The 13,747-nt window shown below is 63.1% G+C and carries 12 protein-coding genes and 1 tRNA gene; 5 read left to right on the top strand and 8 right to left on the bottom strand.

Going from position 1 to position 13,747, the window contains the following annotated elements:
* Nucleotides 1-51: 51 nt before the first annotated feature.
* The 3 genes from NKH59_RS20460 to NKH59_RS20450 all read right to left on the bottom strand — a co-directional run bounded on the left by NKH59_RS20460 (nucleotide 52) and on the right by NKH59_RS20450 (nucleotide 4,630).
* Nucleotides 52-1,920 carry an extracellular solute-binding protein gene (locus NKH59_RS20460; protein WP_353022884.1) on the bottom strand — a complete coding sequence of 623 codons (1,869 nt, stop codon included), beginning with the start codon at nucleotides 1,918-1,920 and terminating at the stop codon, nucleotides 52-54.
* Entirely contained in the window at nucleotides 1,920-3,803 is a 1,884-nt protein-coding gene (locus tag NKH59_RS20455; protein WP_352921844.1) for an extracellular solute-binding protein, read from the bottom strand. The genes NKH59_RS20460 and NKH59_RS20455 overlap by 1 nt, the downstream gene beginning before the upstream one ends.
* 173 nt (nucleotides 3,804-3,976) lie before the next feature.
* Nucleotides 3,977-4,630 (bottom strand): c-type cytochrome, encoded by a 654-nt coding sequence (locus NKH59_RS20450; protein ID WP_352540486.1) that lies wholly within the window; start codon nucleotides 4,628-4,630, stop codon nucleotides 3,977-3,979.
* 192 nt (nucleotides 4,631-4,822) lie between these two features.
* On the opposite strand from NKH59_RS20450, the gene NKH59_RS20445 reads away from it, so the two are divergent.
* Both NKH59_RS20445 and NKH59_RS20440 read left to right on the top strand, forming a co-directional pair.
* On the top strand, nucleotides 4,823-5,551 hold the full coding sequence (locus tag NKH59_RS20445) for a 3-deoxy-manno-octulosonate cytidylyltransferase (RefSeq protein WP_352767098.1): 729 nt from the start codon (nucleotides 4,823-4,825) through the stop codon (nucleotides 5,549-5,551).
* Nucleotides 5,552-5,584: 33 nt separating this feature from the next.
* Nucleotides 5,585-6,448 (top strand): prephenate dehydratase, encoded by an 864-nt coding sequence (locus tag NKH59_RS20440; RefSeq protein ID WP_023717847.1) that lies wholly within the window; start codon nucleotides 5,585-5,587, stop codon nucleotides 6,446-6,448.
* A gap of 7 nt (nucleotides 6,449-6,455) precedes the next feature.
* On the opposite strand, the gene NKH59_RS20435 is transcribed toward NKH59_RS20440, so the two are convergent.
* Together NKH59_RS20435 and NKH59_RS20430 are read right to left on the bottom strand one after the other, a co-directional pair.
* Complete coding sequence (locus tag NKH59_RS20435; protein WP_352770717.1) at nucleotides 6,456-6,812, bottom strand: hypothetical protein; 357 nt, start codon at nucleotides 6,810-6,812, stop codon at nucleotides 6,456-6,458.
* Nucleotides 6,813-6,867: 55 nt separating this feature from the next.
* On the bottom strand, nucleotides 6,868-7,812 hold the full coding sequence (locus NKH59_RS20430) for a methyltransferase domain-containing protein (RefSeq protein ID WP_353022882.1): 945 nt from the start codon (nucleotides 7,810-7,812) through the stop codon (nucleotides 6,868-6,870).
* Between the two features lie 107 nt (nucleotides 7,813-7,919).
* On the opposite strand from NKH59_RS20430, the gene NKH59_RS20425 reads away from it, so the two are divergent.
* Both NKH59_RS20425 and NKH59_RS20420 read left to right on the top strand, forming a co-directional pair.
* Nucleotides 7,920-8,930, top strand: a complete 1,011-nt coding sequence (locus NKH59_RS20425) for a ligase-associated DNA damage response exonuclease (protein WP_353022880.1) — start codon at nucleotides 7,920-7,922, stop codon at nucleotides 8,928-8,930.
* A 73-nt stretch (nucleotides 8,931-9,003) separates the two neighbouring features.
* Nucleotides 9,004-10,605, top strand: coding sequence for a cisplatin damage response ATP-dependent DNA ligase (locus NKH59_RS20420; protein WP_352540485.1), 1,602 nt, complete (start codon nucleotides 9,004-9,006; stop codon nucleotides 10,603-10,605).
* A gap of 99 nt (nucleotides 10,606-10,704) precedes the next feature.
* Here the strand turns inward: NKH59_RS20420 and NKH59_RS20415 are convergent, their stop codons facing one another.
* Nucleotides 10,705-11,856 carry a hypothetical protein gene (locus tag NKH59_RS20415; RefSeq protein WP_353022878.1) on the bottom strand — a complete coding sequence of 384 codons (1,152 nt, stop codon included), beginning with the start codon at nucleotides 11,854-11,856 and terminating at the stop codon, nucleotides 10,705-10,707.
* A 341-nt stretch (nucleotides 11,857-12,197) separates the two neighbouring features.
* Between NKH59_RS20415 and NKH59_RS20410 the strand changes: the two genes are divergently transcribed.
* Nucleotides 12,198-12,273 (top strand) — tRNA-Thr (locus NKH59_RS20410).
* Between the two features lie 35 nt (nucleotides 12,274-12,308).
* Here the strand turns inward: NKH59_RS20410 and NKH59_RS20405 are convergent.
* Nucleotides 12,309-12,929, bottom strand: a complete 621-nt coding sequence (locus NKH59_RS20405; protein WP_352767109.1) for a LysE family translocator — start codon at nucleotides 12,927-12,929, stop codon at nucleotides 12,309-12,311.
* Nucleotides 12,930-13,038: 109 nt separating this feature from the next.
* The gene (locus NKH59_RS20400) at nucleotides 13,039-13,716 is read right to left on the bottom strand and encodes a hypothetical protein (RefSeq protein WP_353022877.1); all 678 of its coding nucleotides are present in this window, start codon (nucleotides 13,714-13,716) and stop codon (nucleotides 13,039-13,041) included.
* Between the last annotated feature and the right edge of the window lie 31 nt (nucleotides 13,717-13,747).

Genomic DNA, 13,747 nt, shown 5'->3' with positions numbered 1-13,747 from the left:
GAGAGGATGCCGGCAGGCAGGTGAGGGGCGGCGCCAGCGCTCGCAAGAAATTCAGGCTTTGCCAATTTTTGCCGCCTTGTCTTTGTCGAACCACCACGACGTCTCGACCGGAAAGTCGTAATCCGGCTTTTGAGCGGGAAAGCCGAACATGTCCCAGAAGGCTGCCCGGTGATTCGCCAGATGATATGTTGGAATCCAGTCTAGCCGCGCGCGCAAGACCCGATCGAGCGCGTTGAGCGCCGTGACGAGTTCGATCCGGCTCTGCGCCTTGCCGGCTGCCTCGATCAGCGCGTCGATGGCTTTGCTTTCCGTACCCGGATAGTTGCGCATCCCCGGCGTTTTCGCCATCCGGGAAGCATAGAGGATCTCCAAACCATCGGCGGTTGGCGTCGCTCCGATCGACCATGCGAGCATGTTGAAGTCGAAGTCGAAATTGCTCTGCCGCGCTTCAAACTGCGCCGAATCGACCTGCCGGACCGAAGCGTCGATGCCGATCGCCTTCATATTCTCGGACCACGGAAGGAAGATGCGAACGAGGCCATCGTCCTCGGCCAGCATTTCCACCCGCAGCCGGTCGCCCTTGTCATTGACGACGAAATTGCCCGTTCGCTTCCAGCCGGCTTCGGCAAGCAGTCTCGAAGCCTCGCGCAGCAGCTTGCGGTCGTGGCCCGAACCGTCGGAGACGGGTTGCATCACCGGATCGCCGAAGGTCTCCGGCGGCAACTCGGCTCGAAACGGCTCCAGCAGTTTCAATTCCTGGGGTGAGGGTAGGCCCTTGGCCTTGTAGTCCGACCGCTCGAAGTTCGATTGCGAACGCTCGTAGGAGTCGAAAAACAGAACCCGCCTGGTCCATTCGAAGTCGAAGCAATAGGCGATTGCCTGTCTCACGCGAATGTCGCGGAACTGCGGACGGCGCTGATTGAGTGCGACAGCCTGCATGGATGGCGTTTTCTCGCCGGGAAATTCGCGTTTGACGACCCTGCCATCCTTCAGCGCTGGAAAGTCGTAGCCGGTCGCCCATACCCGCGCGGTGAACTCCTCGCGAAAATGCGTATCGCCTTTCTTGAACGCTTCAAAGGCTGCCTGGCGATCAAGGTAGAAATCGATACGGATACGGTCGAAATTATTAAGCCCGCGGTTGACGGCGAGATCGCGCCCCCAATAATCGGCGACGCGTTCATATTCGATGGTCTGCCCGGCCACGACCCGCCCCATTCGGTACGGCCCGGAACCGAGCGGTGGGGTCATCGTCGAGGCGTCGAAATCATTGGCCGTGTAGAAAACTTTGGACACGATCGGCATTACGACGATGGCGAGGATATTCTGCGCGGATTGCTGGCCGTTGAAGGTAAGGTTGACCGTAAGCGGATCGACTGCGACCGCATTCGTCATATGTCGCAGCGCTTGGGAAAGATTCGGGTGTCCCCGGTCTTTGTAGAGGTTCAAGGCGAAGGCAACGTCCTCAGCCGTCAGCGGCGAGCCGTCATGGAAGCGCGCTTGTGGCCGCAGGCTGAAGCGGAAGCCGTTGCGGTCCTGCGACAAGGTAACGGATTCGGCAAGCAGGCCATAGACCGAATCCGGCTCATCGACTGCCCTTGCCATCAAGGAATCGAAGCAGAGCTCGGTGCGCGGCGGCGAATCCCCTTTCAACACCAGCGAGTTCAGCGTGTTGAAAGTCAGGAAGCTCTGATTGAGGGTGGAGTTCGGCGGGGCGAAATTCATCCGGCCGCCCTTGGGAGCGTCCGGATTGACATAGTCGAAATGCGTGAAATCCGGCCCGTATTTGAGATCGCCAAAAGCCGACAACCCGTGCAGTTTCACGCCGGTCGGAATGGCGGCGAAAGCTCGGCCTGGCAGCAGTGCCGCAGCGGCGGCGGCACCGCCCAGGGCGAGGAAGTCGCGACGGGGTAGCGCCGTCATCAATTGCCACTCTTGTATTTGGCCGCCAGCGCCTTTTCCTTGACCGGATCGACCCACCAGGAATTCTGGTCGACGCCGCTATAGGCGGGCTGTTTTTCCGGCATGCCGAACTTGTTCCAGTAGGCCAGCCAGACCACGGCGCGGTAATATTGCGGCACGACATAGTAGTTCCACAGCAGCACCCGGTCGAGCGCATGGGTGGCGGCAACCAGATCGTCGCGGTCGGTGGCAAAGATGACGCGGTCGACCAGCGCATCGACGACCGGATTCTTGATGCCGGCGTAATTGCGCGACGCGGGCGTATCGGCAGCCTTGGAGCTCCAGAAGTCGCGCTGTTCGTTGCCGGGAGAGTCCGACTGGCCAAGTTGCCCTATGATGACGTCGTAATCGAAATGCTTGACGCGGTTGATGTACTGGGTCTGGTCGCTCAGGCGCAGTGTGGCGTCGACTCCGATTTTGCGCAGATTGGCGATATACGGGCTGGCGATGACCTGGTCGGTGTCGTTCCAGCCGAGGATTTCGAATTTGAACGGTTCGCCAGTCTTGGCATTGACCATCTTGCCGCCCTTGATCACCCAGCCCGCCTTGGCGAACAGATCGACCGCGGTCTTCAGATATTTGCGCTCCGCCTGCGGGGTGTCGTAGACCGGCAGCTTGAATTCCTGGGTGAAGACTTCAGGCGGCAGCTTGTCGCGGTACTGCTCGAGGATTTCCAGTTCCTTGCCTTGCGGCAGGCCGCTCGACGCCAGTTCAGTGCCCTGGAAATAGCTGCTGGTGCGGGTGTTGGAGCCGAAAAACAGGGTCCGGTTCATCGTCTCGAAGTCGAGCGGATACATCAGCGCGGCGCGTACCAGACGATCCTGGAACAGCGGGCGCCTGGTGTTGAGCATGAAGGCCTGCATCGGTTCGGGCGATGCGGTCTTGAATTCCTTCTTGATGACGTCGCCGGCCTTGACCGCCGGAAAATCATAGAATGTGTTCCAGCGCCTCGAACTATTTTCCTGCTTGATGTCTTCAAGGCCGCCCTTGGTAAAGGCCTGCCAGGCGGCATTGTCGTCGAGAAAGTAGCTGAAATGCTGCCTGTCGAAATTCTCGCGACCGATCTTTACCGGCAGTTTGGCGCCCCAGTAGTCGGGCACACGCTGCCAGACGATTTCCGAACCCGGCTTGAAGCTGGCGATCTTGTAGGCGGCCGACCCCAGCGGCGGCTCCAATGTCGATTTGGTGACGTCGCGTTTCTTGCCGTTAGCGTCGGTGCCTTCCCACCAGTGCTTGGGCAGCACAACGAGATCGCCGATGATCTTCGGCAGCTCCCGGTTGCCCCTCTGGCTGAAGTGGAATTCGACCTCGCGGTCGGACACCGCGACGGCGTCGGTGACGTTTTCGAAATAGCGGCTGTACATCGGGCTGTTGGCCTTCAGCACCTGGAACGACCAGATCACGTCCTCGGTGGTGATCGGCTGCCCGTCATGCCATTTGGCCCGCGGGTCGAGCCGGTAGGTCGCCGAGGAATAGTCGGCCGGATATTTGTAGGCATCGGCGATCAGCGGATGGCTGGTGCTGCCCTCGTCGGTCGCCTGCTCCATCAGCGTGTCGTAGAGCAGGCCGCCGCCGAAGGCCGCGAAGCCGGCGGCCGGCGAACCCTGCACGATGTAGGGATTGAAGCTGTCGAACGTGCCGAGCACCACCGAATTCAGCGTGCCACCCTTCGGCGCATCCGGATTGACGTAGTCGTAGTGCTGGAAATTGTCGCCGTATTTGGATTCGCCGATCAGCGACGAGGTCGTGCGCCATTCGTCCGCGAAGGCCGCCTGCAGGACGCCGGCAAAAGCAGCCACAAACAGCACTGATTTCAGAAGCGCCCGCGCTCGGCCAACCGTCATGCGTTCTCCTCTTCGCGATATAGCGCCGTCACCATAGCGTCTGGGCCCAATCTAGATCATTTGGCGGCGCTGAAAACCGCAACCGAGCGGCTTTGTCGTCGCATATGCATTTTTCCTAACGAAAAAGCCGGGCTGAACCCGGCTTTTTCAAGGATAATGTCATTACAGTTTTGTTATTTTGCGGGTGCCGCCGGGGCGGCTGGCGCCGCGCCTTCTGCCGGCTTGGCAGGGGCTGCACCTTCGGCCGGCTTGGCGGGGGCGTTTTCGGCCGAGGCGCCGGGCGCCGGCAGCGGCTTCGGATTGTCCGACAGCGTGCGCAGATAGGCGATGACGTTGGCGCGGTCCTCATCCTTCGGCAGGCCGGCGAAGCCCATCGCCGTGCCCTTCACGAACTTCTTCGGCGAGGTGATGAAGTGGTTGAGATTGTCGTAGGTCCACTTCTCGCTGCCGCCCTTGGAGAACTCCTTCATGCCGGCCGAATAGGCAAAGCCCTCATGCTCGGCGACCGGACGGTCGACGATGTCCCAGAGATCGGGCCCAACCTTGTTGGGGCCACCCTTTTCGCCGGAGTGGCAAGCCTGGCATTTCTTGAAGATGGCGGCGCCCGCTTCGGCGTTGGCAGTGGTCAGCAGCTCGGCGATCGGCTTCACGGCCGCGGCGGGAGCGGCCGGGCCGCCTTCGGCGGGCTCGGTCGCCTCGATGGCGAAGCCGGGCTTTTCCGGCGCCGGCGAGGCAAACAGCGCGTCGGATACGATGCCAACGGAAAAGACGATGAACACCGTGCCGAGAAAGCCGGCGAGCAGCTTGTTGACTTCGTTGGAATCCATACGCCCCAGGCTCCCTTTTCCGGCGGACCGATCCGTCCACTCCGTCCGTCGGTATCGTGAACCACCCTGCGAGGCGGTCAAATCGCGCGGAAACTAGGTCTTTTGCTCCGGCGTTGCAACACCTATAAGGGCGCTGCCAGTGAGACCTTTTGCCACTTTTGTCCCCCTCTTTTTCGAGCCCCTGCCCGCCTCATGTCCACGCTCATCCTGATCCCGGCCCGCATGGCCTCGACGCGCCTGCCGGGCAAGCCGCTGGCCGACATTGCCGGCACTCCGATGATCGTCCACGTCGCCCGCCGTGCTGCCGAGGCCGGGCTCGGCCGGGTCGTCGTCGCCACCGACACGCAAGGCGTTGCGGAGGCGGTGCGCGCGCATGGTTTCGAGGCGGTGATGACGCGGGCGGACCACGAAACCGGTTCCGACCGCATCTTCGAAGCGCTGACCATTCTCGACCCTGGCAACAGCGTCGAGACCATCGTCAATGTGCAGGGCGATCTGCCGACCATCGACCCCCTTGTTATCGGCGCCGCGCTGAAGCCTTTCGAGAACGCAGCGGTGGATATCGCCACGCTCTGCGTCGAGATCGTACGCGACGAGGAAAAGACCAATCCGAACGTCGTCAAGCTGGTCGGCTCGCCACTCTCGACGACGCGACTCAGGGCGCTCTATTTCACCCGCGCCACCGCCCCTTGGGGCGAAGGCCCGCTCTACCATCATATCGGCCTCTATGCCTATCGGCGCGCCGCACTCGAGCGCTTCGTTGCGCTGAGGCCGTCGCCGCTGGAGCGCCGCGAGCGGCTGGAGCAGTTGCGGGCGCTGGAGGCCGGCATGCGCATCGATGCGGAGATCGTGCAGTCGGTGCCGCTTGGCGTCGATACGCCGGACGATCTCGAACGCGCCAGGGCGCACCTTTCCAGCTAAGAAATTCTTCCCCCAATTCCCGAGACCCCGCGCATGCCTGAAAAGACCAACAAAATATCCTTCCAGGGCGAACCGGGCGCCAATTCCGACACCGCCTGCCGCAACATGTTCCCGTCAATGGAGCCGTTGCCGTGCCCGACCTTCGAGGACGCCTTCAACGCCGTCGAGACCGGCAAGGCCGATCTGGCGATGATCCCGATCGAGAACACCATTGCCGGCCGAGTCGCCGACATCCATCACCTCTTGCCGGAATCGAAGCTGCACATCATCGGCGAATACTTTCTGCCGATCCACTTCCAGCTGATGGTGCTGCCCGGCGTCAGGCGCGACGAGATCAGGACCGTGCACAGCCACATCCACGCGCTCGGCCAATGCCGCAAATACATCCGCAAGAACGGCTGGAAGGCGACGGTGGCCGGCGACACCGCGGGCGCCGCCAAGATGGTCGCCGCGATGAAGGACCGCACCATGGCCGCGCTGGCACCGGCGCTGGCCTCGACCCTCTACGGACTCGACATCATCGAGGAGAATGTCGAGGACACCGACAGCAACGTCACCCGCTTCGTCGTGCTGACCAAGAACAAGCAATGGGCTGAACGTCCCTCGGCCGACGCCAGGATGATGACGACCTTCATCTTCCGCGTCCGCAATGTGCCGGCGGCGCTCTACAAGGCGATGGGCGGCTTCGCCACCAACGGCATCAACATGACCAAGCTGGAAAGCTACCAGCTCGGCGCGTTTACGGCGACGCTGTTCTACGCCGACATAGAGGGCCATCCCGACGATCCGCTGGTGAAGCTGGCACTTGACGAGTTGCGCTTTTTCTCGCGCGAAATGCGCATCCTCGGCGTCTATCCCGCCAGCGCCTCGCGCGAGCAGTGGAAGGTGGCGGATTAAGATCCGGTCAGGTCAGGCCGAGCTTGTTCCGTTTGGCCGGCTTGCCGCATTCGCGCCGGCTGATCGACCGGTTCATGGCGTCGATCTTGCCGCTTGCCTGGTCGGCTTCGCGCTTGGCTTTCGAGCGCATGTCCGGCGTGAACGGGCCAAAGCCCGTCGCCGGGTTGGAGAAGGACGGCTTGGCGTCCACCGGCAGATGATATTGCTGCGCCAGGCCGTTTCGTTGCGCCAGCAATTGATCGCAGGGCACCTTGTCATATAGCAGCGAGGACTGGACGTTTTCGTCCTGCCGTTCGGACATCGAATTGCCGACGCAGCCGGCCATCGCCAGGCAAGATGCCAAGACCGTCATGTTCCAGCGCATGAACGTGCTCCTTGTCTTTCGCAGCTGCGGCTTCTCATGCGCAGCGGCAGAAGTCTTAGCCAGATTTTACGCTGCCGGAAAGCAAGCTTGCCACTACGGCCAGCCCTTCGACCGGTTCGCGGCGATCCTGCCGGATGATCGTTGCCTGCAGCGACAGGATCGAAAAGCCGTCGGCATCCAGAACCCGCTCTACATAGCCTTGCGAATGCGCGTAGCGGCGCGACGGCTGCAGGGCGAAGCCGGCGCTGTCAGACGATTCTCCGCCCGGGAGCGTCTCGACGGAGAACGCAAACAGACCGCCGCCGGCAAGCATTCCGGCAATCTTGTTCACCACCTTTTCGAGTGCGCCGACATAGATGAACACATCGGCCGCCGTCACCAGATCGGCTTTCGGGCCAGAATAGCAAAAATCCTGCAGGTCCGTCTTGATGAGCAGATCGTAGACGCCTTTGGCGCGCGCCTGCCTCAGCATGCCGGCCGAGATGTCGTAACCCTCCAGCCGGTCGGCGATCGGCCGCAGCTTTTGGCCCATGAGGCCGGTGCCGCAGCCGAGATCGAGCGCCAGCGAAAACTGGCCCGGCCGTGCTGCCCGGATGGCGCGGTCGAGGCATTCGGGCAGACGGTAGCCGAGCCTGTCGACCAGTTCACCCTCGAAACTCCCGGCATAGTGGTCGTACAGCGTCTCGACGAAGGCGCTGGGCGGCGCCTGGGCCGCCGCCACCCTGCCGATCAATTGCAGCTTGAGCACCGCGCCGAGCCTGTCCGCCGGGTCCAGCCGCAGCGCCGTCGTCCAGGCCTGCGCGGCACGATCGCGCGCGCCCGCCGCTTCCTGCATCTCGCCGAGGCGGAACCAGCCGGCTGGCCATTGCGGCGCCAGTTCGAGCGCGCCGAGCAGCAATTCCGCCGCTGCCGCATGATCGCCGGATGCATAAAGCATTTCGGCATAGTCGGCGCGGCGGTCGGCGGTCAAATCGCCGGACGAGGTCTGGAGCGGTTTCATGCGATCGGGTTCCGCCGGGTGTTTGCAGCCGGCTTGCGCTCTATGCTGGAGTCAGCAGTGACTTACAACAGGCTTCCCGCGCCGGAATTAGCGCCTATCTTGGGGCCATGCACGCCAGCGACCTGCTTCATCCCCGGCCGGAAGGGCTGTATTGCCCGCCCGGCGATTTCTTCATCGACCCGGTGCGGCCGGTCAACCGGGCGCTGATCACACATGGCCATTCCGACCATGCCCGCTCCGGCCACCGCTCGGTGATGGCGACGCAGCAGACGCTCGACATCATGGGGCTGCGCCACGGCGACAGTTTTGCCGGAACGACGCAAGCCGCCGTGCTCGGCGAGACGATTGCGCTTGGCGGTGTGGCCGTCAGCTTTCACCCGGCTGGCCATGTGCTTGGCTCGGCCCAGATCAAGGTCGCGCACCAGGGCACGTGCATCGTCGCGTCCGGCGACTATAAACGCCAGAAGGACGCGACCTGCGAGCCGTTCGAGCCGCTCAAATGCGACGTCTTCATCACCGAGGCGACGTTCGGCCTGCCGGTGTTTCGGCATCCGCCCGATACCGAAGAGATCGCCCGGTTGCTGAAATCGACCGAACAGTTTCCCGAGCGCACGCATCTGGTCGGCGCTTATGCGCTGGGCAAGGCGCAGCGCGTCATGCGGCTGCTGCGCGATGCCGGCTACGAAAAGCCGATCTACATCCACGGCGCGCTGGCCAAGCTCAGCGAATATTACCAGAGCCAGGGCATCGATCTCGGCACATTGGAACCGGCGACCGTCGAGACCGGCCAAAAAAGCGACTTTGCCGGCGCCATCGTCGTCGGCCCGCCATCCGCCTTCGCCGATCGCTGGGCGCGGCGTTTTCCCGATCCGATGTCGTGCTTCGCCTCAGGCTGGATGCGCATCCGCCAGCGCGCCAAGCAGGGCGGCGTCGAGCTGCCGCTGATCATCTCCGATCACTCCGACTGGGACGAGCTGACGGCGACGATCAAGGAGACCGGCGCCGAAGAAATCTGGGTAACGCATGGCCGCGAGGAGGCTCTGGTGCGCTGGTGCGAACTCGAAGGCATTGCCGCCAGGCCGCTGCATCTGGTTGGTTATGAGGACGAGGGCGATTGATGGTGTTTTTGGATCCAGCAATCGCCGGTACGGCGCTCTGCGGCAAGCCTTTCTCATTGGCGTCGCCCCTTCCATGAACCGCTTCGCCGAGCTTCTCGACCGGCTGGTGCTGACGCCGTCGCGCAACGGCAAGCTGACGCTGTTGACCGACTATTTCCGCAGCGTCGAGGATCCGGACCGCGGGCTGGCGCTGGCGGCCATTACTGGCGATCTGTCCATCGCCGCGGTCAAGCCGGCGATGCTGCGCACACTGGTGATCGAGCGCATGGATCCGGTGCTGTTCGGCTATTCCTACGACTATGTCGGCGACCTGGCCGAGACCGTGTCGCTGGTCTGGCCGCAAGCGCCGGTCGACGTTGCGAACCACGAGCCGACGCTGGCCGAGGTGGTGGCCAAGCTGCAGGCGGCGAGCCGTTCCGACGGGCCGCAGGTGCTGGCCCGGCTGCTCGACAGCGCCAGCACGTCGGCGCGCTTCGCCATCATAAAGCTGGTCACCGGCGGCCTGCGCATCGGCGTCTCGGCGCGGCTGGCCAAGCAGGCACTGGCCGATTTCGGCAAGGTCGATATCGCCGAGATCGAGGAACTCTGGCACGGGCTGACGCCGCCCTATATCGGGCTGTTCGCCTGGCTGGAGGGTAAAGCGGAAAAGCCCAGGAAAACGGCGCTGGCGCTGTTCAGGCCGGTGATGCTGTCGAATGCCGTCGGCGACGGCGACCTCGAAAGGCTCGACCCGGCCGACTACGCGGCCGAATGGAAATGGGACGGCATCCGCGTCCAGGCGGCTTGCGAAGGCGGCATTCGCCGGCTCTATTCGCGCACCGGTGACGACGTCTCCGGCGCCTTTCCGGATCTTGCCGAGGCGATGGATTTTTCAGGCGCCCTCGACGGCGAGCTTCTGGTCGGAGACCCCAGGCAGGCGACGGGCACGTTCTCGGACCTGCAGCAACGGCTGAACCGCAAGAGCGTGTCGCCCAAGATCCAGCAGCAATACCCCGCCTTCATGCGGTGCTACGATGCGCTGCAGATTGGTGACGAGGATTTGCGCGGACTTCCCTTCCGCGAACGGCGCGGCCGGCTCGAGGCCTTCGTCAGGACGCTCGATCCGAGCCGCTTCGATCTGTCGCCGCTGGTCGAATTCACCAACTGGCAGGCACTCGAGGAATTGCGCCGCAAGCCGCTGCATCCGGTCATCGAAGGCGTCATGCTGAAGCGCTGGGATTCGCCGTATGTGGCCGGTCGGCCGAAGGGCCCGTGGTTCAAATGGAAGCGCGATCCGCACACGGTCGACGCCGTGCTGATGTACGCCCAGCGCGGCCACGGCAAACGCTCGAGCTTCTATTCCGACTACACATTCGGCGTCTGGTCCGGGCCGGAAGGATCGGAGGAGCTAGTCCCGGTGGGAAAAGCCTATTTCGGCTTCACCGACGAGGAACTGAGGCAGATCGACAAATATGTCCGCGACAATACGATCGAGCGCTTTGGCCCGGTCCGCTCGGTGCGTGCCGACCGCAGGAACGGGCTGGTGCTTGAGGTAGCATTCGAAGGGCTCAACCGCTCGACGCGGCACAAATCCGGCGTCGCCATGCGCTTTCCGCGCATTTCGCGGCTGCGCTGGGACAAGCCGGCGGCCGAAGCCGACCGCATCGAGACGCTGCAGGCGCTGCTCGATAGTTAATGCATGTCGCGCAAAAAAGAGTGCAGCGGTTTTGCGGTAACGACATGCATCAAAACAAGAACCTGAAGCGCGTCGCATGAGGCCGGAACGCGACGTGCTTTAGGGAACGACAGAAACGCGGATCTCGTAGATGTCGACCGACTTGCCCTGCTTGTCGAAGTCGGAATTAATGGCGATGGTGCCGGCAGCGCCCGGACGCTTGTTGGGAAAGCGCACGTCGAACAGATATTCATTGCGCTCGCGACCGACGGCATAGCGCTTGCGGCCGCAGTCGCCGAGTTCGCCGAAATTGCAATCGACGGAAATCTGCGTCTCCTGGCCCTCCTCGGAGCGCGCGATGATGTCGAATGTGGCATGCTTGCCGGCTAGCTTTTCCAGCACGCCTTGTCCGACGTCGAAGCTGATGGCCGAGCCGGATGCCCCCGAGCGGATGCGCAGGAAGGAACCGCTTTCGTCCTGGATGACGTCGGCCTTGGCGTCCGACGGTGCATTGACCTGCGTCGGGTCACCCGGCGAAAAGACGTTGATCCAGTCGTGCGCCTGGTCCGCCTCGCCCTGCTTCGGCGGCGAAGCGGTGTCGTCCGGCGTGAAATCATCGCCGTCGACCGTTGGCGGCGCTTCCGGCGGCGCCGTGTCGAGCTCGGTCGCCGATTTGAAGACGCCGGTCTGGTTGGCGAAATAAAGGCCGATGCCGGCGGCTGCGAGCAGCGTCACACCGAAGAAGATCGCGGTCAAGGGCAGGCGCCGCCGCCTCGCCCGCCGGTCGTCGCGGTCGGGCGTCACTTCCGCGTCGTCGGTTTCGACGTCGGCTTCGGTCGGAACCGAGGCCCCCATGTCGATCACGGGCGCCTCGGGAACAGGCGCATCGGGCATGATGTCGGGAACGACCGGCAGGACGCGCGACCGGGGCGCATCGGATTCGGGCGGCTGCGCCGGACCGTCAACGACGACATCGGGCGACGGCGCGGCTTCAGCTTCGGCCGGGGGCTCCACCTCCGGTGCTGTCTTCAAACTGTCGGTCGGCGCGGCGACGTCGGCAACCGCCGGCAGGAATTCCGATTCGATTTCGGTGATCTTCGCCTGGACCGCCTTGCGCCGCTTGATGGCGACCTCCACCGTGACGTTTGGATTGGCCTGCAGGGCACGGTCGAGTGCCGCGAAAGCCGATCGATAGACCCGCTCGCGAAACGCCCGGTCGTCGGCATTGCCTTTCTCGAAGGCATTGCGGATCGCTTTTTCGATCGCGTCCAAGCGAATTCCCTCTGCAATTTCACTCACATTGCCATGATCGTTAGCCGCAGGCGACCAATCAATCAACAAGCGAGCGGCCGCATTCTGCCTTGCCGAGGGGCACAAAGCTCATTTCGGCGGTTTTCGGTAAAGGAATCAACATTTTTCGCTGATTTTCCCGCCACCGCCAACGTGGCGGACGGGACGGCATCACGCGGCCAACGGCAGATCCGCGCGGCGGCTGCCCTTGCGTCCGGCCGGAGGCGGCACCAATTGCCTCGTCCTGAAATCGCGACTGCCATCTTGAATTCGCGGCCGGTTGCGTCTATCACGCAGCCCATCTTGGAAGCTCGGCTTCCCGGGCCGCTTTAGCTCAGTTGGTAGAGCACATCATTCGTAATGATGGGGTCAGGTGTTCGAGTCACCTAAGCGGCACCAAATGGCCTATCCCGCGCGCCTGCTTCAACCAGCGCTCAGCCGAGTGGAAAAGCTGACGCCGCCGAGACGAGGGCGAGCATTGCCAGCACGATCCCCGCCGCCCGACAGATGACGCGATGATGCCGCACCGCGGCAGCGCGCACGAGCGGACGCGAAAGCGCTACGGCCAGGAATCCGTACCAGCCTATGTCGATGATGGCGACGATGGCCGCGACCATCAGCATCTCGTTCGAGGTCCGGATCGGCAGCATCAGCCCCATGAAGGCGACGGCGAAGAAAGTGGCGGTTTCAGGCGAGAGAATGCTGATGAGAAACCCTCCGGCAAACAATCCGGCCTGCCGAGGCGCTTCGCCGATGGCCGGCGGCGCCGTTCTGGCGATGCGCAGGGCCATCCAGCCAAGGACGGCCGCACCGGCGATCTTGACCGCCGGCACCGACAGCGACCCGGAAAGATGAACGGCGCCAAACGCCACCAGGACCGCCAGCACGGCGGTGCCGGCGCCGATCCCGGCCACCAGCGGGATCGTCCTGCCAAAGCCGTGCAAGGAGGCAAGGCTGCCGGTCGCGAGGCCAATAGGGCCTGGCGTGATCATGATCACCGTATATGCCGCCAGGAATTGCAGCATCGCCGTCGACAGAATAAGCGAACTTGACATGCCAGTCTCCCGTTTGCTGCGCCGGTTACAGATTAGAGAAGAATCACCGTCGCGCTCCCACTCCATATTTCTCACCATGCGACGCTAAAATGCTTAGATGTTTTCGGATTTACTTTCCAAATAGAAGAATATCCCCGCGTGCCCAAAGCAGGTAACAGACGAGAAGCGTCGCAGGCATTGCGAGAGCCTGGATCTGATCGGTGCGAGCGTCAGCAATGACGCGGGCGACTTCGGTCGCCGTGACGATGATTGCCGGAAAGCGGCTGAGCAGTACCGAAAGGCGGAAGAGCTCCGGCACTTTAAGGCCGAAGAGCACCACGCCATGCGCGCCGAGCCTGAAGGCGCTGCCGAACTTGCCCACGGCATGGAGCAACCCCGATGTCACGACCAGGATTGGATTGCCGACGAGCAGCAGACTTGACCCGAGCACCAATGACCCGGTGCCGGACAGAAAATCTGCGCGCTGTATTGCCGACGGGTCGAGATGTCCGTTGCTGAGGGCGCGATGATACTCCTCGCCGCTGCGCAAGAAGATGGCGCTCGCCACCAGCAGCGCCAGTGAGTTCCAGCCGCCGGCGAGGTCGTGGCCGAAAATTAGAGGCGCGGCGAAAGTGCTGCTCGCCTCGGTTAACGCCAGCCGAATCTGCATGAACATGGCCATGCCGAGGCCCAGCACATTGCCGGCAATATAACAGCCTCCGGGTCCTGAAAGCCGCACCGCGACCGCTTGTGCCAATCGTTGTCCTGGCCAGCGCCGCTGGGCATCCGCTTTTTCGCTTGCCGACATCGCCCCTGCTCCTGGTACGATCCGCCCCAGC

Origin of the sequence: Mesorhizobium sp. M0998 (assembly GCF_040318885.1) — a bacterium.
In the GTDB taxonomy this organism is placed as follows: domain Bacteria; phylum Pseudomonadota; class Alphaproteobacteria; order Rhizobiales; family Rhizobiaceae; genus Mesorhizobium.
Note: the sequence above shows the minus strand (reverse complement) of the source record. Positions and strands in the feature narration are given on the sequence as shown.